This is a genomic window from Streptomyces sp. NPDC049040, from assembly GCF_043197715.1.
Classification (GTDB): Bacteria; Actinomycetota; Actinomycetes; order Streptomycetales; family Streptomycetaceae; genus Actinacidiphila.
This window is the reverse complement of sequence record NZ_JBICTO010000002.1, coordinates 427,124-447,988: the sequence shown is the minus strand read 5'-3', so window position 1 is coordinate 447,988 and position 20,865 is coordinate 427,124. Positions and strand designations below refer to the sequence as shown.

The 20,865-nt window shown below is 72.4% G+C and carries 17 protein-coding genes; 6 read left to right on the top strand and 11 right to left on the bottom strand.

The window, feature by feature from the left end:
• Positions 1-39: 39 nt before the first annotated feature.
• Complete coding sequence (locus ACGFMP_RS06835) at positions 40-222, top strand: DUF2304 domain-containing protein (RefSeq protein WP_393670760.1); 183 nt, start codon at positions 40-42, stop codon at positions 220-222.
• A gap of 10 nt (positions 223-232) precedes the next feature.
• Here ACGFMP_RS06835 and ACGFMP_RS06830 read toward each other — a convergent pair whose 3' ends face one another.
• The 7 genes from ACGFMP_RS06830 to ACGFMP_RS06800 all read right to left on the bottom strand — a co-directional run bounded on the left by ACGFMP_RS06830 (position 233) and on the right by ACGFMP_RS06800 (position 8,642).
• Positions 233-1,162 (bottom strand): phosphotransferase, encoded by a 930-nt coding sequence (locus ACGFMP_RS06830; RefSeq protein WP_393670758.1) that lies wholly within the window; start codon positions 1,160-1,162, stop codon positions 233-235.
• A gap of 49 nt (positions 1,163-1,211) precedes the next feature.
• Entirely contained in the window at positions 1,212-3,848 is a 2,637-nt protein-coding gene (locus ACGFMP_RS06825) for an ATP/GTP-binding protein (protein ID WP_393670757.1), read from the bottom strand.
• Positions 3,849-3,957: 109 nt separating this feature from the next.
• Positions 3,958-4,314 (bottom strand): YybH family protein, encoded by a 357-nt coding sequence (locus ACGFMP_RS06820; protein WP_393670755.1) that lies wholly within the window; start codon positions 4,312-4,314, stop codon positions 3,958-3,960.
• Positions 4,315-4,425: 111 nt separating this feature from the next.
• On the bottom strand, positions 4,426-5,754 hold the full coding sequence (locus tag ACGFMP_RS06815) for a hemolysin family protein (protein ID WP_393670754.1): 1,329 nt from the start codon (positions 5,752-5,754) through the stop codon (positions 4,426-4,428).
• A gap of 16 nt (positions 5,755-5,770) precedes the next feature.
• A complete protein-coding gene (ybeY, locus tag ACGFMP_RS06810; protein ID WP_393670753.1) occupies positions 5,771-6,265 on the bottom strand; it encodes an rRNA maturation RNase YbeY in 495 nt (164 codons plus the stop codon).
• Positions 6,266-6,279: 14 nt separating this feature from the next.
• Entirely contained in the window at positions 6,280-7,356 is a 1,077-nt protein-coding gene (locus tag ACGFMP_RS06805; RefSeq protein WP_393670752.1) for a PhoH family protein, read from the bottom strand.
• 167 nt (positions 7,357-7,523) lie between these two features.
• Positions 7,524-8,642 (bottom strand): carbohydrate kinase family protein, encoded by a 1,119-nt coding sequence (locus ACGFMP_RS06800; protein ID WP_393670751.1) that lies wholly within the window; start codon positions 8,640-8,642, stop codon positions 7,524-7,526.
• On the opposite strand from ACGFMP_RS06800, the gene ACGFMP_RS06795 reads away from it, so the two are divergent.
• Together ACGFMP_RS06795 and ACGFMP_RS06790 are read left to right on the top strand one after the other, a co-directional pair.
• On the top strand, positions 8,641-10,002 hold the full coding sequence (locus tag ACGFMP_RS06795; protein WP_393670750.1) for a 6-phospho-beta-glucosidase: 1,362 nt from the start codon (positions 8,641-8,643) through the stop codon (positions 10,000-10,002). The two genes, ACGFMP_RS06800 and ACGFMP_RS06795, sit on opposite strands and share 2 nt — an antisense overlap.
• A gap of 141 nt (positions 10,003-10,143) precedes the next feature.
• Positions 10,144-10,947, top strand: coding sequence for an HAD family acid phosphatase (locus tag ACGFMP_RS06790; protein ID WP_393670749.1), 804 nt, complete (start codon positions 10,144-10,146; stop codon positions 10,945-10,947).
• 62 nt (positions 10,948-11,009) lie between these two features.
• Here the strand turns inward: ACGFMP_RS06790 and ACGFMP_RS06785 are convergent, their stop codons facing one another.
• The 3 genes from ACGFMP_RS06785 to ACGFMP_RS06775 all read right to left on the bottom strand — a co-directional run bounded on the left by ACGFMP_RS06785 (position 11,010) and on the right by ACGFMP_RS06775 (position 12,966).
• Positions 11,010-11,915, bottom strand: a complete 906-nt coding sequence (locus ACGFMP_RS06785) for a ribonuclease Z (RefSeq protein WP_393670748.1) — start codon at positions 11,913-11,915, stop codon at positions 11,010-11,012.
• 22 nt (positions 11,916-11,937) lie between these two features.
• Positions 11,938-12,294 carry a histidine triad nucleotide-binding protein gene (locus ACGFMP_RS06780; RefSeq protein ID WP_393670746.1) on the bottom strand — a complete coding sequence of 119 codons (357 nt, stop codon included), beginning with the start codon at positions 12,292-12,294 and terminating at the stop codon, positions 11,938-11,940.
• A gap of 294 nt (positions 12,295-12,588) precedes the next feature.
• On the bottom strand, positions 12,589-12,966 hold the full coding sequence (locus tag ACGFMP_RS06775; protein ID WP_393670745.1) for a transposase: 378 nt from the start codon (positions 12,964-12,966) through the stop codon (positions 12,589-12,591).
• 625 nt (positions 12,967-13,591) lie between these two features.
• On the opposite strand from ACGFMP_RS06775, the gene ACGFMP_RS06770 reads away from it, so the two are divergent.
• From ACGFMP_RS06770 to ACGFMP_RS06760, 3 genes are read left to right on the top strand one after another with little or no spacing between them, the layout of a single operon-like run.
• A complete protein-coding gene (locus tag ACGFMP_RS06770; RefSeq protein WP_393670744.1) occupies positions 13,592-14,824 on the top strand; it encodes a hypothetical protein in 1,233 nt (410 codons plus the stop codon).
• Positions 14,825-14,863: 39 nt separating this feature from the next.
• Positions 14,864-16,966 (top strand): tetratricopeptide repeat protein, encoded by a 2,103-nt coding sequence (locus tag ACGFMP_RS06765; RefSeq protein WP_393670742.1) that lies wholly within the window; start codon positions 14,864-14,866, stop codon positions 16,964-16,966.
• On the top strand, positions 16,963-17,505 hold the full coding sequence (locus ACGFMP_RS06760) for a flavin reductase family protein (protein WP_393670741.1): 543 nt from the start codon (positions 16,963-16,965) through the stop codon (positions 17,503-17,505). The genes ACGFMP_RS06765 and ACGFMP_RS06760 overlap by 4 nt, the downstream gene beginning before the upstream one ends.
• Positions 17,506-17,538: 33 nt before the next feature.
• Here ACGFMP_RS06760 and ACGFMP_RS06755 read toward each other — a convergent pair whose 3' ends face one another.
• Positions 17,539-20,862: a S41 family peptidase gene (locus ACGFMP_RS06755; protein ID WP_393670740.1), complete on the bottom strand. Its 3,324-nt coding sequence runs from the start codon at positions 20,860-20,862 to the stop codon at positions 17,539-17,541.
• Positions 20,863-20,865 lie beyond the last annotated feature (3 nt).

The window sequence follows — 20,865 nt, the reverse complement described above, 5'->3', positions numbered from 1 at the left end:
AGTGTGTGTCAGTTGGAGGTGACCCGCATGCTCCTGCACATGCCCTTTGTCATAGCCCTCGCGGCCGTCACGATCTTCCTGAAGCGCAAGAGCGCCCTCAAGTCCAGCCACGCCCTCGCCTGCGGCGCCCTCGGCTTCTACCTGGCCGACACCGGCCTGGCCGGCTCGATCCACGAGGCGAGCGCCAACCTGCTGGGCATGCTCGGCACCTTCACCGTCTGACCCGGCCGGCTCAGCCGGCGGGGCCCCGGGGGACGGATTCCATGAAGTCGACCATCCGCCGGTAGTACGTCGCACGAGCCGGGTCGGGAAAGCGCACGTTGTGCCGGTGGTAACGGTGGAACGCGATGATGGTCGCCGCGTGGGCGATCTCGACAGGCAGTTCCGCCCTGTCCTCGGCCGACAGTGGGCGCACATCGGCGTACCCCTCGACCAGGAGACCGAGGCGGTCCGCGGCGAGGTGCCCGTCGGCGTCCTGGCAGAGTCCGACCGCTGCCATGCCGAGGTCGAGCAGCGGGTCGTCCAGGGACGCGGTTTCCCAGTCGATGATGGACAACTGCCCGTCGGGGCGGACGATGAGGTTGTCCGCGAAGAGGTCACCGTGAATCGCAGTCGGCGTCCGGCGGTGAGCGGCCTCGTGGCGTCCGACCTCGGCCAGCTGCCCGTTCAGCCAGCCTGCGAAGTCCCGGTCGGGGAAGGCCGCGGCGGCGGCCCGGTGCTCGGAGGAGAGGCGCCGCGTGCCGACCGGCAGGTCCAGACTCCCAGGCGAGAAGCCGTGCAGCGTCGCGAGGAGTTCTCCCGCAGCGCCGAGCAGGGCCCGCGGCAACGGGTCCTCCACCTCGCCGGCGATCAGTTCCTTGAGGAGGAAGGGCCGGCCTCGGACGACGGTCACATCGTCGCCGTCTCGGTTTGCCACGACCTGCGCGGTGGGCAGCCCCAGACGCGCGAAACCTCGGGTCATCCCCGCCAGGTGCCGTGCGCTGGCCTCGTCGTGGTTGTCGAGGGCGCTCAACACGTAAGCGCGACCGTCGTGCGGGGTGTCCAGCCGGAAGCTGGAGTTCGCGGCTCCGCCCTTCATCGGCCGCACGGCCGGCTCCCGCAGTCCGTACCAGGCGGCAAGGGCAGGCAGGTCGAGATCGCCGAGGGCGGTGTAGGTGGCCACGGCTGCACGGTAGCGGTCGGCGACGGTGGTCGGGAGGCGGTCGGGATTTTCAGCGCAGGCCGAGGGCGGCTCGGCGGTCCGCGGCGATCGCTGCCCACCGGGCAGCCGTCGCCGGAGTGCCGTCGATCCAGCTGGCCCGTGGCAGATCCGCCGGTGGCTCGCTGGAGTCGAAGAAGTGGGAAATCTCCAGGAGGTAGGCGAATTCGGCTCCGTTCACGCAGTCACGCAACCGGGCGCGCGCCGCATCGAGTGCCGGCTGGTCGCCGCGGACAGCGTGGTGGAAGCAGACCGCCAGCCGGGCGTAGGCGACAGACGAGGTGAGGCCGCTGGCTCGGGCGTCGGCTTCGACCTCGCCTGCGCGCACCGGCATGTCGGATTCGGCCCCCGCGTCCCTGAGCAGAGCGGCGTTCCTGGCCTGGATCTCGGCCCAGCGGATGCGGGCACCCTGGAGTAGGTGCTCCGCGAGTTGAATCTGCTGGTCGGCGCGGGCACGATCCTGGAAGGCGGCGGCAAAGGACAGGCAGGCCCGGCTCAATGCGGCCTCGCCTTCGGCCGATTCGGCCTCCGCCTGGCGGCAGGCGTCGTCATAGGCGGAGCAGGCCAGGGCGATATTGCCCTGCGTCCACCACAGGTCGCCGAGCGTGCGGTGGTGCCGGCTGTCGCTGCCGAGCCTCTCGGTGGCGGCCAGCACCGCAGGGAAGTCGCCGAGTCGCCGGCCGAGATGGACGAGTCCGCGGGCCGCGGCCGAGGCCAGTGGGCTGCTTCCCGCGGCGACCAGCTCCATGCCTGCCGCGGACTCGTACGGGCGGCCCAGGTCCCGCTGGCACTCGGCAAGGTAGTAGCGGGCGAGATCCTGTGCGGAGTACGGAAGCCTGCCGGCGGCGAGAATGTCGGTGAGTTCGTTGACCACTTCCTGCCGGTGGACTCGCTGCCGTCGCGCGATGGCGCTGATGGTGTCGGCGAGCGCGGACGCCGGTCCGGCCTGCGTACTCGGCGGCAGCTCCACCGGCTCCCATACGAAGTCGGCGACATAGCGGTATGCAGCGTCCACCAGCCATCCGAGTTCGAGCCCGTGGTCCCGGGCCAGCCGCAGCCCCTGGTTGAGGCATGCCAGCAGCCGGGGCCGGTCCGCACCGAGGGCCGGTAGTTCCGCGCCCAGCGCGTCGAGAGCCCGCTGCGCCGCCCGATGCCAGTCCGCCGCGGACCAGCGGTCCTCCGCAGTCTCGTCGGCGTCACGGACCGCTTCTCGTATCAGGTTGTGCAGGTGGTACGGCCAGGGAGCCGCGGTGTCGGAGTCGATGAACGGCCGCTCGACCAGTTGGAGTGCGGGTGCGTCCCGCGCCAGGCCGGAGGCCGCCGTCGCCAGGTCGACCGAGAACGAGTCGAACAGGCTGATCGTTCGGAGCACTTGGCGCTCGCCCGCGGAAAGATCACGGAACGTGCGGGCCACCAGCGCGGGAAAGTCGTAGTGGAATTCGCCGGCGCCGGGCTGATGTCCGGTGCGCTGGTAAAGGTCGAGGTAGCGCATGACCGCCAGGTCGAGATACAGCGGCAGTCCGTGGGAGCGCCGGACGATCTCGTGCCGGGTGTCCGCGGCCATCAGCGGCTGTCCGTCGCGAGTGAGTCGCCTGCACAGGTACTGTTCGCAGTCCTGGGCGGAGAGGTAGCCGACCCGGTGCTGGCGGGGCTCGGCAGTGCTGCCCGGTGCGAGCTGCGGCCACGCCGACGGGCCGGTCCAGTCGAGTTGGCCGTCGAGGCGGTCGTCGTCCCACTGGAGGCGGTTTCGCCCGGTGATGACGAACAGGGCGTTGGGCATCAGCCAGGCGACGCGCTGGACAAGGCGCTCCAGTTCGCGATGCGAGCGATCACCGACGTCTTCGAAGGTGTCGAGCAGCACCACGGGAGTGCCCGACTGATCGGCGGGGAGCTGGTCGAGATCCCACGCCAGCAGGTGGGCGTAGTACGAGAGCGCGTCCGGGTCGGCCTCCGCTTCCAGCAGATCCGCGAGGCGGGCGCAGCCTGCCAGCGCTCTCACGCTCTGACGGTGCTCGCGCAACGAGCCGACCACGGAGCGCAGGCTCTGCCCCACCAGCGCACCGAGCGTGCCGGGCAAGGCAACGGCCTGGGCGATGTCCCCGAGGACGGACTGCACCTGCTCGGGCAGCGACACTGCGCTGGCGAAGCGCCGCAGGAAGCCATGGCGGCGGAGATACGCCTCCAGCGGATCACCGGGGTGATTGACGTCCCAGTAGCGCCGCAGTGCAAGGTCGAACGCAGGCATCGGTCGTCCCAGACGTCCGACCGTCAGTCGCAGTGCCAGCACTACATCCTCGAAGTCGAGGCCGGACTGCCGCGAGAGGTCGATGCGAACGGGAAGTAAGCGGCCGACCCCGTCGGGCACCGGTGTCCACTGCGCCGTGCTCTGCCCGTCGGCCGACAGATGCTCTTCCAGATGCCTGGAGAAGGTGGACTTGCCGATGCCGCCCACGCCGTAGAAGACCAACACGTTGCGGCGCGCGCTCTCGAAGTCCTCGAGGCTGAAGTCGGGTCGGCGGACCGCGGCGGCGTGGGCTTCCAGACTGCGCGCCACCGCGCCCCACTCGTCCATCCGGTCCGCGAAGACGTCCTCGGCGGTCAGGTTCTGCTGGTTGGAGCGAAAGAGGGAGCGGAGATCCGACCGGGGCAACGGCGTTTCCCTTCGGGGCTGGTGAGCTGAGGGTGTACGGCTGTGCACCCTCAGTTTACGAGCTCACCGGCCCGGGGTGAGGGCTCTGGGCATCCCCGCCGTATCGCCCTCACGCCTCCGGGCGGTCGATGACGCGGAGCCAGGTGCCGTCGGGCTGGCGGCGGGCCACCTGGACGCGGCCAGCGGTGCCGTCCTTCGGGGCGGTGGAGGTGAGGGCGAGGTCGCCGGTGGTCAGGGTGGGGAGGGGGTCCTCGACCTCGAAGACCGGGTCGGTGGCGAGCAGGCCGGCGTAGAGGGCGCGCAGGGCCGCGGTGCCCTGGGAGGGGCGGTCGACCGGGTAGGCGACGACCGCGTCGGGTTCGAAGAGTTCCAGGATGCCGTCGAGGTCGCGGGCGTTGACCCGGGCGACGAGCAGGCGGGCGATGTCCTCGGGGTGGCGGGCGCGTTCGCGGGTGGTGTCGGGCATGGTCGGGCTCCTGCTTCTCGCGTCGGGTGCTTGCTGCCGGGCTGCTTCCAGCCTGGCGCCGACTTGATCAGAAGTCCAAGGACCGCTTCTGCTGCTTACCAGAAGTGCTGGTCATACCTCGTCGTCCGGCGGGGGCGACTGCTCGTGCGACGCGGCCTCCGCGGCGTCCAGCGGCTCGACCAGCACCGTGCCGATCCGGTTGCGGCGGCCCGCCTGCGTCTCCGCGGTCAGCCGCAGCGCCACGGTGGAGCGTTCGCCCGAGCCGTCCTCCGGCAGCGGCACCACGGCGGTGGCGCCCGGGATCGGCACCCGGCCGAGGGACTTGGCGAGCAGCCCGCCGACCGTCTCGACGTCGTCGTCGTCGAGCAGCACCCCGTAAAGCTCGCCGAGGTCGCCGATGTCGAGGCGGGCGGTGACCCGGTGGCGGCCGTCGCCCAGCTCCTCCACCGGCGGGGTCTCCCGGTCGTACTCGTCGGTGATCTCGCCGACGATCTCCTCCAGGATGTCCTCGATGGTGACGATGCCCGCGGTGCCGCCGTACTCGTCGACCACGACCGCGACATGGTTGCGGTCCCGCTGCATCTCGCGCAGCAGGTCGCCGGCGTTCTTGGTGTCGGGCACGAAGGCGGCAGGCCGGATCAGCGTGGAGACCGGGTCGCTCTCCGCCTCCCGGCTGATGTGGGTGCGCCTTGCCAGGTCCTTGAGGTAGACGAAGCCGACCACGTCGTCCTCGCTCTCCCCGGTCACCGGGATGCGCGAGAAGCCGCTGCGCAGCGCCAGCGTGGTGGCCTGACGGATGGTCTTGAAGCGCTCGATCATGACCAGTTCAGGCCGCGGCACCATCACCTCGCGGACGATGGTGTCGCCCAACTCGAAGACCGAGTGCACCATCCGGCGCTCGTCGTCCTCGATCAGCGACTCGGACTCGGCCAGGTCGACCATCGCCCGCAGCTCCGCCTCGCTCGCGAACGGGCCGCGCTTGAAGCCCTTTCCGGGTGTCAGCGCGTTGCCGAGCAGGATGAGCAGCCCCGGCACAGGACCCATCACCCGGGCCAGCGGCAGCAGGACGTAGGAGGCGGCCGTCGCGGTGTTCATCGGGTGCTGGCGGCCGATGGTGCGCGGCGAGACGCCGACGGCGACGTACGACACCAGCACCATCACGCCGATGGCGACGGCCAGCACCTGCCAGGTGCGGTCGAAGCCGCGGTCGCAGACCACGGTGATCAGTACGGCGGCTGCGGTCTCGCAGCCGACCCTGACCAGCAGCGCGACATTGAGGTAGCGGGTCGGGTCGGAGGCCACCGCCAGCAGGTTCGCGGCGCCCTTGCGGCCCGAGCGCAGCGCGTCCTCGGCGCGGAAGCGGGAGATCCTGGCGATGGCCGCCTCGGCGCAGGCGGCCAGCCAGGCGACGATGACGAGCAGGACTGCGGAGACGATCATGCGGTGCGCGCCGCCGTCAGTGGGTGGTGGGCGCCGGCGAGGGCCCCTCGATGCCGCGCTCGGCGCGCCAGGCGTCGAGGATGGACTTCTGCAGGCCGAACATCTCGGCCTTGTCGTCCGCCTCCTCGTGGTCGTACCCGAGCAGGTGGAGGACGCCGTGCACGGTGAGCAGCTGCAGCTCCTGGTCCATGGAGTGCCCGGTCGGCGCCTCCTCCCCCTGCCGCTTGGCGACCTCGGGGCACAGCACGATGTCGCCGAGCAGCCCCTGTGCGGGCTCCTCGTCCTCCTTGCCGGGACGCAGCTCGTCCATCGGGAAGGACATCACATCGGTGGGGCCCGGCAGGTCCATCCACTGCACGTGCAGCTGCTCCATGGCGTCGGCGTCCACCGCGATCACCGACAATTCCGACAGCGGATGGATGCGCATGTGCTGGAGCGCGTAGCGGGCGGCGTCGAGGACCGCCTGCTCGTCGATATCCCAGCCGGACTCGTTGTTGACGTCGATCGCCATGATGATGTGGTCGGTTACTTTCTCTTGGTCCGTGCGCCGTTGCGGCCGCCGCCTGCGCCACTGCCGCCGTCTTCCGCGGCGATCTCGTTGTCGTAGCGCTCGTAGGCGTCCACGATGCGTCCGACCAGCTTATGGCGCACCACGTCGGTGCTGGTCAGCCGGGAGAAGTGGACGTCCTCGACATCGGCGAGGATGTCCTGCACCTGGCGCAGCCCGCTTTTCGTGCCGTTCGGCAGGTCCACCTGGGTGACGTCACCGGTGATGACGATCTTGGAATCGAAGCCGAGCCTGGTCAGGAACATCTTCATCTGCTCGGCGCTGGTGTTCTGCGCCTCGTCCAGGATGATGAAGGCGTCGTTGAGCGTACGCCCGCGCATGTAAGCCAGCGGGGCGACCTCGATGGTGCCGGCGGCCATCAGCCGGGGGATCGAGTCCGGGTCGAGCATGTCGTGCAGCGCGTCGTAGAGCGGGCGCAGATACGGGTCGATCTTCTCGTAGAGGGTGCCGGGCAGGAAGCCGAGCCGCTCGCCCGCCTCGACCGCGGGCCGGGTCAGGATGATGCGGTTGACCTGCTTGGACTGGAGCGCCTGCACGGCCTTGGCCATCGCCAGGTAGGTCTTGCCGGTACCCGCGGGGCCGATGCCGAAGACGATGGTGTGCCGGTCGATGGCGTCGACGTACCGCTTCTGGTTGAGCGTCTTGGGGCGGATGGTGCGGCCGCGGCTGGACAGGATGTTCTGGGTGAGCACCTGGGCGGGTGTCTCGGCGTCCTGGTCCGCGGCGTCGCCGTTGGCCCGCAGCATGGCGATGGAGCGCTCGACGGCGTCCTCGGTCATGGGCTGGCCGGTGCGGAGGACCAGCATCATCTCGTCGAAGAGCCGCTGGACGAGTGCCACGTCGCCGGCCTCGCCGACGGCGCTGATCTCGTTGCCCCGTACATGGATGTCGACGGCCGGGAACGCCTGCTCGATCACGCGGAGGAGAGCGTCGCCAGATCCCAGGACGGTCACCATGGGGTGCTTGGCCGGTACGACGAAGTGGGCGCGCGCCTGTGGCGGCTGCGGCTGCTGCTTTGTCGGTGTCTGTGTCATGGGCCGGCGCTAGGGCCTGCTCATCCCGCTTTCTGCTGATCGAGGAAAGCCCGTTCGGGCCTTGGGTTACCAAGCCTACGACGTGGGCCGTCGGCCGCCGAGGGGATTAGGGGACGTCCGGCGGATCCTGCCGGGCCCGCGACGCCCGGCGGCCGGGCGGCCTGGGGTCATGCGCGGCGGAAGCCGATGGTGGGCACCGCCCGCGGCAGCGGCCAGCGGCGGGGGGCCGGCGGGATCAGGTCGTCGAGGAAGGCGTACCTCCGCAGCGCCTCCGCGGGGCTGCCCGCGGCGGTCTTGGCCCGCGTCCACCAGGCGGCGACCTCGGGCCAGCCGGGCGCGGACAGCGAGCCGCCGAACTCCTGGACGGACAGCGCGGCGCACAGCGAGCCGAAGGCGAGCCGGTCGGTGAGCGGCCAGCCGGCCAGGGTGCCGGTGACGAATCCGGCCACGAAGACGTCCCCCGCCCCTGTCGGGTCGAGGGCGTCCACGATGAGCGCGGGCACCTCGGCGGTCTCGCCGCTGCCCGAGTCCACGGCGACCGCGCCTTCGGCCCCGAGGGTGACCACGGCCAGCGGGACCCTTTCCGCGAGCTTGCGGGCGGCGGCGGCCGGGGTGGGGGTGCGGGTGTAGCGCATGGCCTCCTCCGCGTTGGGCAGGAAGGCGGCGCAGTGGTGCAGTCCGTCGAGGTCCGCCGGGTCCCAGCGGCCGGTGTCGTCCCAGCCGACGTCGGCGAAGACCTTGGTGCCGGTCGCGGCGGCGCGGCCGATCCACTCGCGGTCGGCTTCGGGCGCCGGCTCCTCGTCCGAGGCCCTTTCGCGCTGGCCGAGCGAGGCGACGGCCGCCCGTGCGGGCGGCGGGCAGGCGGGGACGGCCTCCTCGGGCGGCGGCGCCCGGTGCCCGTGGCTGACCATGGTGCGCTCGCCCTCGTAGGCCATCGAGACGGTGACCGGGGAGTGCCAGCCGGGGATGCGGCGGGAGGGCCCCAGGTCGACCCCCTCCCCCACCGACAGGCTCTCCCAGCAGTAGTCGCCGTAGACGTCGTCACCGAAGGCCGCGGCCAGGGTGGTGTGCAGGCCGAGCCGGGCGAGCGCCGTCGCCATGTTCGCCACCCCGCCGGGGCTGGAGCCCATGCCCCGCGCCCAGGACTCGGTGCCGCGCACGGGCGCGCTGTCGAGGCCGGTGAAGATGACGTCGAGGAAGACGGTGCCGGTGAGGTAGACATCGGTCGCCGGGTCCCCCGCGGCACGCAGCGTGCCGAGCGGGTCGAGAACGGGCTGGTCGTCCATGGAACACACTGTGCACGACAGCACTGACAGTGACGGGGATCCACGGGGAGGAGCAGGGGTGAAGCTCACGATTCTGGGCGGTGGCGGTTTCCGGGTGCCGCTGGTGCACCGGGCGCTGGCCGGCGACCCGCTGATCACCGAGGTGGTGCTGCACGACGAGGACCCGCGGCGGCTGCGGGTGGTGGCGGCGGTGCTGGCGGGCTCGGGGCCGGGCGGCCCGCAGGTGCGGCTCGCCGGTGATCTGGACGACGCGGTGCGGGGCGCGGACTTCGTCTTCTCCGCGATCAGGGTCGGCGGGACGGCGGGGCGGGTCCGCGACGAGCGGCTGCCGCTGGCCGAGGGGGTGCTCGGGCAGGAGACGGTGGGCGCGGGCGGGGTGCTGTACGGGCTGCGGACGCTGCCGGTCGCGGTGCGGATCGCCGAGCGGGTCCGGGCACTTGCGCCCGACGCGTGGGTGATCAACTTCACCAATCCGGCGGGCATGGTCACCGAGGCGATGTCCCGGGTGCTGGGGCCGCGGGTGATCGGGATCTGCGACTCCCCTGTGGGCCTGGTGCGGCGCGCCGCACGGGCGGCCGGCGCCGACCCGGACGCGCCGGACTTCGGCTACGACTACGTGGGCCTGAACCACCTGGGCTGGCTGCGCCGCCTCACCGTGGCGGGCCGCGACCTGCTGCCCGGCCTGCTGGCGGACCCGGCGGCGCTCGGCACCTTCGAGGAGGGGCGGCTTTTCGGTCCCGAGTGGCTCGCGGCGCTCGGCTCGCTGCCGAACGAATACCTGCACTACTACTACTTCCGCCGCGAGACGCTGGCCGCGGTGCGGTCCGCCGAGCACACCAGGGGGGAGTACCTCGACCGGCAGCAGGGCGCCTTCTTCGCGGCGGCGGACCGCGAGCCGTCCCGGGCGTTCGAGCTGTGGGAGGGTGCCAGGCGGCAGCGGGAGGAAACGTACGGCGCGGACAGCCGTGCGGCGAGCGGCGGCTGGCAGCGCGACCCGCACGACCTGGACGGCGGCGGTTACGACCGGGTGGCGCTCGCGCTGATGCGCGCGATCGCGCGGGACGAGCGGACCGTGCTGATCCTCAACGTTCCCGGTGGCGGGGCGCTGCCTTTCCTCGACGCCGGGGCGGTGGTGGAAGTGCCGTGCGAGGTGGGGGCGTTCGGGGCGCGCCCGTTGCCGGTGGCGGCGCCGGACGAGCACCAGGCCGGGCTGATGCTGGCGGTCAAGGCGGTGGAGCGGGCGGCCATCGAGGCGGCGGCGGGGGGATCGCGGCGGGCCGCGCTGCGGGCGCTGGCACTGCACCCGCTGGTGGACTCGGCCGCGGCGGCGTCGCGGATCCTCGACGCCGCCGGTTGGTGACACATCGGCGAACTCCGGTGAAACATCAGGGAAACAGCTTCTGACCTGCGATGTGACGATACGCGCGTAGACCTTGCTTGACCTGCCCGGATCAGTGGGTCTAACTTTCGCCGCACCAACCAGCGTTGAAGGAGCACCGTCATGTCCCGTGCCCGTCTGTCCCGCCGTTCGCTGGCACTGACCGCCGCCGCGGTCACCCTGGGCGCCACTTTCTACGGCGTCGGCGCCGCCACCGCGGACAACTCGGTGCCGCGCAGCGACAAGGAGATCCCCAACCTCACCGACGTGGTGAACGACATCAAGGCCTACTACGGCGACACGGTCGACGCCTCGGGCGAGCACTTCGCGTCGGCCGACAGCAGCTACGCCCGCCAGCTGGCCGGCATCGAGGCCAAGGCCAAGGCCGACCTGGCGCACGCGCTGCGCGACAACGGCCACGGCGGGCACGGCAGCCGGGGCAGGAAGTCGGCGATCGTGCTGGATGTCGACGACACCAGCGTGCTGACCTACAACTACGAGCTGGAGGTGGGCTTCAACTACACCCCCGCCAGCAACCAGGCCTACCTGGACACCAAGAACATGCCGGCGGTCTTCGGCATGGACACCCTGGCCAACTGGGCCGCCGACCAGGGCGTCACGGTCTTCTGGATCACCGGCCGCCCCGAGGCCCAGCGCGCCGACACCGTACGCAACCTGTCCGCGGTCGGCTACAAGGCCGCGCCCGACACCGCGCACCTCTACCTCAAGAACAACGCGGCCCCGCCGGCGTACCTGAGCTGCGGCTCGACCTGCACCACCATCCAGTACAAGTCCGGCACCCGGGCGCACATCGAGTCGCTGGGCTACGACATCATCGGCAACTTCGGCGACCAGTACAGCGACCTGTCCGGCGGTTACGCGGACAAGTCCTTCAAGCTGCCCAACCCGATGTACTTCCTGCCGTAGGCGCAGCCGAACCCGTCCCCGTGGTCAGCCACGACGGGAGTGGGAGCGCGGCGGTCCCGGGCTCAGCGGCGGCTGGGCACCGGGACCCGCACCAGGTCGGCCGCGATGGTCAGGCCGCCGGTGTAGCCGGCCGCCCTGGCCTGCTCCTCGAAGCCCGCGGGCTCCGGGTAGCGCTGCGAGAAGTGCGTCAGCACCAGGTGGCGCACGCCCGCGTCGCGGGCCACCGCCGCGGCCTGACCGGCGGTCAGGTGGCCGAACTCCTCGGCCATCCGGGCGTCCTGGTCCTGGAAGGTCGACTCGATCACCAGCAGGTCGCAGCCTTCGGCCAGCTCCGGCACCGCGTCGCAGAGCCTGGTGTCCATCACGAAGGCGAACCGCTGGCCCGGCCGCGGCTCGCTGACCTCGGCGAGGGTGACGCCGTTCAGCTCGCCCTCGCGCTGGAGGCGGCCGATGTCGGGTCCCGCGATGCCGTGTTCCGCCAGCCGGGCGGGCAGTATCCGGCGCCCGTCGGGTTCGGTGAGCCGGTAGCCGTACGCCTCGACGGGGTGGGAGAGCCGGCGCGCCTCCAGGGTGAAGTCCGGTGTCACGGCGAGCACCCCGTCGCCGGTGACGGGCTGCTCGCGCAAGGGCACCGTCTCGCGGTAGGCGGTGGCGTGCCGCAGCCGGTCGAAGTAGCGCTGCCCGCCGGCCGGGTAGTGGGCGGTGACCGGATGCGGCACCCGGTCGAGGTTGATGCGCTGGATCACCCCGGCAAGGCCGAGCGAGTGATCGCCGTGGAAGTGGGTGACGCAGATCCTGGTCAGGTCGTGCGCGGACACCCCGGCGTGCAGCATCTGGCGCTGGCTGCCTTCGCCGGGGTCGAAGAGGATGCCCTCGCCGTCCCAGCGCAGCACGTAGCCGTTGTGGTTGCGCTGCCGGGTCGGGACCTGGCTGGCGGTGCCGAGGACGACGAGTTCGCGAGCGGACATCGGTTCCGGCGGCGGGGCCGCCTCAGACCAGCCGCTGGAGGTCGCGGCCGCCGAGCACATGGGCGTGGGCGTGGAAGACGGTCTGCCCAGCGCCGGGGCCGGTGTTGAAGACGACCCGGTAGCCGCTGCCGTCGACCTTCTCCTGCGCCGCGACCTCCCCGGCCTCGCGCAGGACGTCGACGACCGCGCCGGGGTCGGCCGCCGCCAGGGCCGCGGCGTCCGGGTAGTGCACCCGGGGGATGACCAGGACGTGGGTCGGCGCCTGCGGGTTGATGTCCCGGAAGGCGAGGGTGGTCGGCGTCTCGCGGACGATCGTGGCGGGGATCTCACCCGCGACGATCTTGCAGAACAGGCAGTCGGCCTGGGGCTCTCCCGCCATGGCGGGGCTCCCTTCTCGGGGCGTACGGGGCTTCGCATCGTACCGGCCCGCGACCTCCGCAAGATCCACCCCTGCCGGTCGGACCCGCCGCGGCCGGCGGGATGCGCCGCGCGCCGGCCGGGCCTGTCGCCTCTCGGCCGGAACCGCCGTCAACCGGCCGGATCCGCCCTCGGCCCCGACCGCCCGTTCGGTCACGGGGGGTCACCACTCCCGCGGGTGGCACCGGCCCGCCGGCCGGCCAGGGAGGCCGGGGCGCCGCTCGGGCGACCCGGCAAAACAACGGGACATTTGCGGTCATGGTGGGGCGTCTCGCGTGGCTGCCGCCGAAACGCCCCTCCGGTCGGCCGCCGCCACTATCGCGGCGACCCAGCGCTGTTCACGGAAGGACAAGTACGGGTCGTCGGCCCTGACTTGCAGCCGCCGCCACAGATCCGCCCTGGTCCACGCGGTGAACCTGCGGTGAGCGGTGGCGGGTGAGACATCGAAGCGTGGCGGCAGCTGCCGCCACGGACACTCGGACATCAGGACGTACACCACGGCCGTGAACACCCGGCGCTCGTCCAGTGGCGCGGTACCCCCGCCCTGGCGCCGGCCGGTAAAGGCCGGGAGCAGCGACTCCACCAGGTCCCATAAGTCATCGGTCACCAATCGCTGAGCCAGATCAAACACCATGCGACACCGGTAAAACATCGTTCCCACTAAACACAGCCACGTGAGACACCTTCCCCGTCGATGACTCCCGAGCATTCCGGGATCCTGCGCCGACTATGACACCGCCGCCGCGCTTCCGTCCACGGAACCCGGATCATCACGGAACGCATAATGCGGCTTTCCCAATAGGATTTGATCTTGGCCGCGAGCGGCCGAATACGCTCCGTTGACCCGTTGACACGCTTCCGTGTCCCATGTAAATCTGTCGGGGCCGGAGACGAGGGAAGCCCCGTTTCCGAATGGACCGGTGAACGCACCATCTTGTGGCCAAAGCATTCCCTTTTCTTTCTGATACGCCCGAGAAATCGGGACGCCGCCGAATTGTCGGACGGCGAAGTGCACCGCCTGAGAGAAGGAGTCCGCCATGAAGAAGATCACCGTTCGCAAGGCCGGCACCGTACGTCTGACCTCGGCCGCCGCCTCGGCCTACTGCTGCGGCGCCAGCTGAGTCACCGGCCCGGGCCGGTCCCGTACTCGGGACGGCCCGGGCCGAGCCCGCACGGCCCGGGCCACCTGAGCACGACAGCCCCATACAGCGCGACCGCAGTCCCGACAGCCGCCTGCGACCCGTACCAGTGAGGCAGATATGGCAACGGTTTCCCCGGATCTCGACAGGCCGGTGCGGCTGCACCCGCTGACTTATCTGGAGGAGGGCGAGGAGGTCACCGTCGGCCGTGCCGACATCGACTCCTACGGACTCTTCCCGGTGGACGGCGCCGCGCTGCTGCGCCGCCTCGAAGCCGGCGAATCACCCAACGCCGCCGCCCGCTGGTACACCGAGACCTACGGCGAGCAGGTGGACGTCGCGGAATTCCTCGAGGTCCTGGAGGAGCTCGAGCTGCTGGTCAAGGACGGCGAGGAAGCGGTCGCCGCGGCCGGTCCCGTGCGCTGGCAGCGCCTCGGGCGGGCGGTCTTCTCACCCGTCGCCTGGGCGGCCTACGGCCTGCTGGTCGTCGCCGCCCTGATCGCCGCGATCCGCACCCCGGACCTGGTGCCGCGCTACCAGCACCTGTTCTTCACCCACTCCTCGCTGGTGGTGCTCACCCTCGGCATCGTGCTCGGCCAGGTGCCGTGGATCCTCGCCCACGAGGCCTTCCACGCCCTCGCGGGCCGCAGGCTCGGCCTGAACTCGACCCTGTCGATCGGCCGGCGCTTCTACTACGTCGTCTTCGTGACCGCGCTGGACGGCCTGGTGGCGGTGCCCCGCCGCAAGCGCTACCTGCCGATGCTGGCCGGCATGCTGCTGGACGTCCTGGTGATCTGCGGACTGACCCTCGGCGCGGCAGGGCTGCACGGCTCCGGCGGTGCGGCCGGTGTGGTCTACCGGCTGCTGCTGTCCATGGCCTTCGCGGTGGTGCTGCGGCTGGCCTGGCAGTTCTACTTCTTCCTGCGCACGGACCTGTACTACCTGGCGATCACCGTCCTGGGCTGCAACGACCTGCAGACCGTCGCCCGCCAGCAGCTCCGCAACCGCTTCGCGCGGCTGGTCAGGCGGCCCGACCGCGCGGTCGACGAGTCCGGCTGGACCGACCGGGACCGCGACGTCGCCCGCTGGTACTCCTGGCTCATGCTGGCCGGCTACGTCTTCTTGACCACGACCCTGCTGACCGCCGTCATCCCGACCGGCGTGAAGGTGACGCGGATGGCCGTGCACAAGCTCCACACGAACCTCTCGCCGGCCAGCGTCGCCGACGTGATCGTCTTCCTGATCCTCAACTTCGGCGAGCTGATCCTGGCCGGCTACCTGGCCGTCCGGAGCCGGCGGCGCAGGACCAGGACAGCGGCGGCCCCCGCCGCGTCACCCGCGCAGGCCGCCTGACCCGCCGGGCACCCCGCCACCAGCCAAGGAGACCGTCGCATGGACCAGGCAGAATCCCGCCACCACTGGGTGCACGGCGGCACGCGGCAGGACCGGGCCGCGACCGTACGCGCCCTCACCCTGGCGCCACCGCTCCTGCCGTCCGGCCTGCTGCCGCCCGTCGACGCGCACCGCAGGCTGCGCGGCCCGTACACCGCGGCCAACGCCGTGGTCCGTGCGCTGGTGCCGGAGGTGCTGCGGCGGGACGCGGCCCCGGTACGCCGCTACGACATCGAGGTGCTCTCCGTGGCGCCCGAACTCGGCGACCAGGTGCCCAACTCGCGCGAGACGCTGACCTCGATGGCGCTGCCCGCCGAGCGCACCCGCTACTACGCCCGGCTGCGGACCAAGCGGATCGCCAACGGCCTGGCCGAACTCGTCCGCGACACGCTCCCCGCGGACGGCCCGCGCACCCTGGTGGTGGAGAACGCCGAGCACGCCGAGGCCACCGACGTCGAGTTCCTGGCCGCCCTGGTACGGCGGATCGACCCGGCCCGGCTCAGCGTCGTGATCTGCTCGGGCGAGGGCGAAGGGCTGGACGAGCGCCTGCGGTCGGTGCTGGACGCGCGTGCCCTGCGGACCGCCGCGGACGGCGCCGCGGGACAAGCCGAGCCGGACCACCGGGACGCCTGGGCGTACGTCAGCGGCGAGTGCCTGGCGCAGGAGCCCGGCGCGCGGGCCGGCTACGACGCGCTGGCGCCCGCGGAAAGGGCCGCGCTCCACGACCGGCGGGCCGCGGAGCTCCGCGATGCCGGCGACTTCTCCTACGGCCTCGGCGCGCTCCCCTACCACCTCGCCCTCGGCAGCGACCCGGCGGGCGCCGCCCTCCCCGTGCTGCTGGCGGCAGCCGACCACTGCCTGGTGAACGGCTTCTACGACGCCGTCGTCGAATACGGCACCCGGGCATTCGCACTGCTCGACGACGCACCGGACGACACGTTGTGGTGGAAGTTCGCGGTCAAACAAGGGCTCGCCCTCTCGATATTGTCCAGGACCCGGGAGGCCGAGGAAATATACGACCGCGCAAGACTGCAGTACACGGATCCGGCGGTCCACATGGCATGCGCCTATTCCACGGCAATGCTTTACACCCGCCACAATGACCCGGCCGACCGTGACGAGAAGAAAGCAAAAGCCCTGCTGAACGGCGCGGTGGCCACCGCATCGCTGCTGCCCGACCGGGTCGAACGCGCCTTCCAGAGCGCCTTCTACAAGAACGGCCGTGCCCTGGTCGAGGTCAATCTCGGCGACCCGCAGGAAGCGCTGCGGCTGGTCACCGAATGCATCGACGACCTGGACCGGCGGCTGAACCCCGACGAGCACCGCCTGCACCGGTCGGTGCTGAAGAACAATCGCGCACGCGTCTACGTCGGCCTCGGCCGACTGGACGAGGCGCTGGCCGACTACGCGGTGGTCATCGACCAGGACCCCAACCACGCCGAGCACTACCTGGAGCGCGGCAACATCCTGCGCCGCCTCGGCCGCCCCGCGGAGGCACTCGCCGACTACGAGCGCGCGATGCGGCTCTCCCCGCCCTTCCCCGAGATCTGCTATAACCGCGGCGACCTGCGGCTGTCCGAGGGCGACACGGACGGGGCGCTCGACGACTTCAGCTACGTCATCGACCTCGAACCGGACTTCGTGGACGCCTACATCAACCGGGCGGGGCTGCACCTGGACGAGGGCCGCCAGGACGCCGCCCGGCAGGACGCCGAGACCGGGCTGCTGCTCGACCCCGACAACGCCTACCTGCACGTCGTCCTCGGCCAGGTGCACGCCGAGCGGGAGGACCACGCGGCAGCCGAGGAGGCCTACGACCGGGCGGTCGCCGCGGACCCGACGCTGGTGGCCGCGCTGTCCGGCCGGGCCACCGTCCGCTACGAGCGCGGCCGGCCGGACGCCGCGCTCGACGACCTGACCCGCGCCGTCGAGCTGGCCCCTGACGACGCGGCGCTGCGCTACAACCGGGCCTTCCTCCACCAGGCCCGCGAGGACTGGCAGAACGCGATCGCCGACCTGGAGGCCGCCGCGGCCCTGGCCCCCGACGACGAGGACATCGCCGCCGCGCTCAAGACCTGTCGTGTGACGACGGGCGCGGCGTGACCACCACCGGGCCGGCCGTCCGCGCGACGGCCGGCCCGCCGCTCCCCCCGGCCCGGCCCGCGCCTGCGGGCCCTGCGGAACAGCGGGCACTGCGCGACGTTCTCGGCCGCTACGCCACCGGGGTCGCCGTCGTCACCACGCGATACCGCGGCATGCCGGCCGGGGTGACCGTCAACTCCTTCACCTCGGTCTCCCTCGACCCGCCGCTCGTCCTGTGGTGCCTGAACGCGGCGTCCGGCAGCCGTGCCGCCTTCACCGGCGCGGAGCACTTCGCGGTGAACGTGCTGGCGGCCGGCCAGGGCGATCTGGCGACCCGCTTCACCTGCCCGGGCGACCGCTTCGCCGGCCTGCCGCCGCACAGCGGGCCGCACGGCCTGCCGCTGCTGCCGGGCGCGGTCGCCGTACTGCTCTGCCGCCGCACCAGGGTGCTGCCCGCGGGCGACCACCTGCTGCTGCTCGGCACCGTCGAGAGCCACAGCCGCACGCCCGGGCCCGCGCTGCTTTTCGCCGACGGCAGTTACCACAGCGGCCCCGGCTGAGGGCTGTCCCGCGCCCGGCGGCCCCCGTGCGCGTCACTGCCCGGGCAGCGGGGGCAGCGACGGCGCGGTCTTCGCCGGGGAGGTCTCCAGGGCGGCCAGCGCCAGCGAGATCGCCGCGTCGAGCTGGGGGTCCTCGCCCGCGGCCCAGTGCTGCGGGGCGCGGACCACCTCCACGTCCGGGTCGACGCCGTGGTTCTCCACGTCCCAGCCGTAACCCTCCAGCCAGAAGGCGTACTTGGGCTGGGTCACCCCGGTGCCGTCGACCAGCTGGTAGCGGCTGTCGATGCCGATCACACCACCCCAGGTGCGGGTGCCGACGACCGGGCCGATGCCCAGGGCGCGGATCGCCGCGTTGACCACGTCGCCGTCGGAGCCGGAGAACTCGTCGGCCACCGCGACGATCGGCCCCCGCGGGGCGTCCTGCGGGTAGCTGACCGGGTGGGCGCCGCGCGGCAGGTCCCAGCCGACGATGCGCCGGGCCAGCTTCTCGATCACCAGCTGCGAGGTGTGGCCGCCGCGGTTCTCCCGCAGGTCCACCACCAGGCCCTCGCGCGTCACCTCCACCCGCAGGTCGCGGTGCAGCTGCGCCCAGCCGCTGCCGACCATGTCGGGCACGTGCAGATAGCCGAGCCGGCCGCCGGACTCCTCGTGCACGCGGGCCCTGCGCCCGGCCACCCAGTCGTGGTAGCGCAGCGGCTCCTCGTCGCCGAGCGGCACCGCCACCACGTGCCGGACAGGTCCGCCCGCCGCGGCGGCGACCGACAGCTCGACCGGCTTGCCCGCGGTGCCCACCAGCAGCGGGCCGGGGCCGGCCACCGGGTCCACCGGGCGGCCGTCGACCGCGAGCAGCACGTCGCCCGCGCGTACCGCCACGCCAGGCGCCGAGAGCGGGGAGCGGGCGTGCGGGTCGGAGGACTCGCCGGGCAGCACCCGGTCGACCCGCCAGCGCCCGTCGCCCGCGGGCGAGATGTCCGCGCCGAGCAGCCCCTGCCGGTGCAGCGGGTCGCGGTAGCCGCCGGGCGGGGTGACGTAGGCGTGCGAGGTGCCCAGCTCGCCGTGCAGCTCCCACAGCAGGTCGACCAGGTCGTCGTGGGTGGCGATCCGGTCGAGCAGCGGGCGGTAGCGGTCGGCGACGCCGTCCCAGTCGAGGCCGCCCATGTCGGCTCGCCAGAAGTTGTCCCTGGCCAGCCGGTGGGTCTCGGCGAACATCTGCCGCCACTCGTCCTGCGGGTGCACGGTCACCCGGATCCTGGACAGGTCCACGGTGACCGAGCCGCCCGACTCGTCGTCCGGGTCCGCCTTGCTGTCGGCCGGCACCACCCGCAGCCGGCCGCCACCGCTGAGCAGCACCTTCGAGCCGTCGCCCGTCACCGCGAAGTCGTCGGCGTCCTCGGCGATCTCCTCCATCCGCAGCTGCGCCAGGTCGTAGCGCTCCAGCAGGGTGCCGGGCGGCTCCGCCTCGGGTGTGGCGAGGGCCGAGCCGAGGGTGCCGACCAGCGGGTGCCTGAGCCACAGCACGCCGCCCTTGGCCGCGCGCAGCCCCGAGTAGCGGCTCGCCTCGACCGGGAAGGGCACGATCCGGTCGGCCAGCCCCTCGGTGTCCACCCGGGTGACGGGGGTGCGCGGGCCGTCGCCCTTGCTGTCGCCGTCGCCCTTGTCGCGGCCCTTGTCCTCGTCGCCCTTGCCGCCGCCGTCCCCCTCGTCCTCGTCCGGCTCGTACGGCCTGCCGTGCCGCTGCGGCCCGAAGGGCGAAGGGGTCGTCGCGGCCAACGTGATCAGGTACGGGCGGCAGGCGTTGGCGAAGGACAGGTCGAAGACATGGGCGTCGTAGACCGGGTCGAAAGCCCGCTCGGACAGGAACGCCAGATGGCGCCCGTCGGCGGTGAAGGCGGGGGCGTAGTCGTTGAAGCGCAGCGGTGTCGCGTCGATCACCGCGAGGTCCGCGGTGGCGGCGAGCTTCAGCTGCCGCAGCGTGCCGGGGCCGGGCGCCGACCAGGCGAGCCACGCGGAGTCCGGCGAGAAGGCGAGCCCGGTGGCGTCCCCCGCATCGCTGGACGCGACCTCGCGGACCTCGCCGGTCTGCGTCTCCACCAGCAGTACCCGGCCGTCGTGCGACGCGACCGCGATGCGGTGCCCGTCGGGCGACACCTCGATCTCCAGCACCCTGCCGAGCCGCCCGGCGGCCAGCCGCCGCGGTGCGGTGCCGGCCGGCACGCCCACCGCGGGGGCCACTTCGAGGGCGTCCTCGCCGCCGTCCGCGTCGGTCACCCACACCACGTGCTGCTCGCCGTCCGCACCGCCGGGCGCGAAGACCCGGGGGTGCCGGGTCCGCACCCCGGGCTGCGCGGCCAGCGCGCGGGCCGGACCGCCCCTGTGGGTGACCCAGTGCGTGGTGCCGCGGATCTCCACCGCGCTGCCGCGGCCCGTGTGGTCGGGGCGGGCGTCGCCCACGTAGTGCGCGGCGCGCACCGGGTGCGGCTGGAGGTCGGTGCGCTGGCCGCCGAGGGCGATGTCCAGCGGGCGCGGCCCGGCGTCCGCCAGGTCGTCCAGCAGGTGCAACCGCCCGCCCGCGGTCCAGGCCACCCGGACGCCGTCCGTACCCGCGTGCCGGGCGTAGAAACCGTCGAGGGCGCTGTGCCTGCGCAGGTCGGAGCCGTCCGGGAGGCTGGAGTAGAGCGCGCCGACGCCCTCGTGGTCGGACAGGAAGGCGATCCGCCCGCCCACCCACATCGGGCACTCGAGATTCCCGTCGAGCCCCGCGTGCAGCCGCCCGAACTCCCCGCTGCCGTCCGGGTCGAGCCACAACTTCCCCGCGGTGCCGCCGCGGTAGCGCTTCCAGTACGCCGCCTCGCGCCCCATCGGCACCGAGAGCAGCAGCACCGCGCCGCCGGGGCCGTACGCCAGGTCGCCGACCGGGCCGTAGGGCAGCGTCGCGCCCTGGCTGCCGTCCAGCGGGACCGTACGCGCCCAGGTGCGGCGGGATGACGGCTGGCCGTGCGCGGTGGTCGCGACCAGCTCACCGTCCGGCGTCCAGCCGCGCACCGCCGTCCGGGGGTCGCCCCAGTACGTCAGCCGGCGTGAGGGGCCGCCGTCGAGCGGCGCCGCGTGCACCTCGGGGGCGCCGTCCCTGGTCGACGTCCACGCCACCAGGTCGCCGCCCGGCGCCACTCTCGGCCGCCCGACCGGCATGTTGTCCGCGCTCACCCGCCAGGCACGCCCGCCGTCCAGCGGCGCGACCCACACGTCGTCCTCCGCGGTGAAGGCGATCAACTCGCCGTGCGGGTGCGGGTGCCTGAGGTACGAGGGCTGCGGCGCCTGGCGGTTCACGCTCGGCTGCTTCGGTGTCGGGTGCGTCACCAG

Bases quoted from the DNA above. Each gene is read 5' to 3' on its own strand.
- ACGFMP_RS06835 (WP_393670760.1), top strand. From the start codon at position 40: ATGCCCTTTGTCATAGCCCTCGCGGCCGTCACGATCTTCCTGAAGCGC.
- ACGFMP_RS06820 (WP_393670755.1), bottom strand. From the start codon at position 4,314: ATGCCCGACACCACCCGCGAACGCGCCCGCCACCCCGAGGACATCGCC.
- ACGFMP_RS06815 (WP_393670754.1), bottom strand. From the start codon at position 5,754: ATGATCGTCTCCGCAGTCCTGCTCGTCATCGTCGCCTGGCTGGCCGCC.
- ybeY (WP_393670753.1), bottom strand. From the start codon at position 6,265: ATGGCGATCGACGTCAACAACGAGTCCGGCTGGGATATCGACGAGCAG.
- ACGFMP_RS06805 (WP_393670752.1), bottom strand. From the start codon at position 7,356: ATGACACAGACACCGACAAAGCAGCAGCCGCAGCCGCCACAGGCGCGC.
- ACGFMP_RS06795 (WP_393670750.1), top strand. From the start codon at position 8,641: ATGGAACACACTGTGCACGACAGCACTGACAGTGACGGGGATCCACGG.
- ACGFMP_RS06800 (WP_393670751.1), bottom strand. From the start codon at position 8,642: ATGGACGACCAGCCCGTTCTCGACCCGCTCGGCACGCTGCGTGCCGCG.
- ACGFMP_RS06790 (WP_393670749.1), top strand. From the start codon at position 10,144: ATGTCCCGTGCCCGTCTGTCCCGCCGTTCGCTGGCACTGACCGCCGCC.
- ACGFMP_RS06785 (WP_393670748.1), bottom strand. From the start codon at position 11,915: ATGTCCGCTCGCGAACTCGTCGTCCTCGGCACCGCCAGCCAGGTCCCG.
- ACGFMP_RS06780 (WP_393670746.1), bottom strand. From the start codon at position 12,294: ATGGCGGGAGAGCCCCAGGCCGACTGCCTGTTCTGCAAGATCGTCGCG.
- ACGFMP_RS06775 (WP_393670745.1), bottom strand. From the start codon at position 12,966: ATGGTGTTTGATCTGGCTCAGCGATTGGTGACCGATGACTTATGGGAC.
- ACGFMP_RS06770 (WP_393670744.1), top strand. From the start codon at position 13,592: ATGGCAACGGTTTCCCCGGATCTCGACAGGCCGGTGCGGCTGCACCCG.
- ACGFMP_RS06765 (WP_393670742.1), top strand. From the start codon at position 14,864: ATGGACCAGGCAGAATCCCGCCACCACTGGGTGCACGGCGGCACGCGG.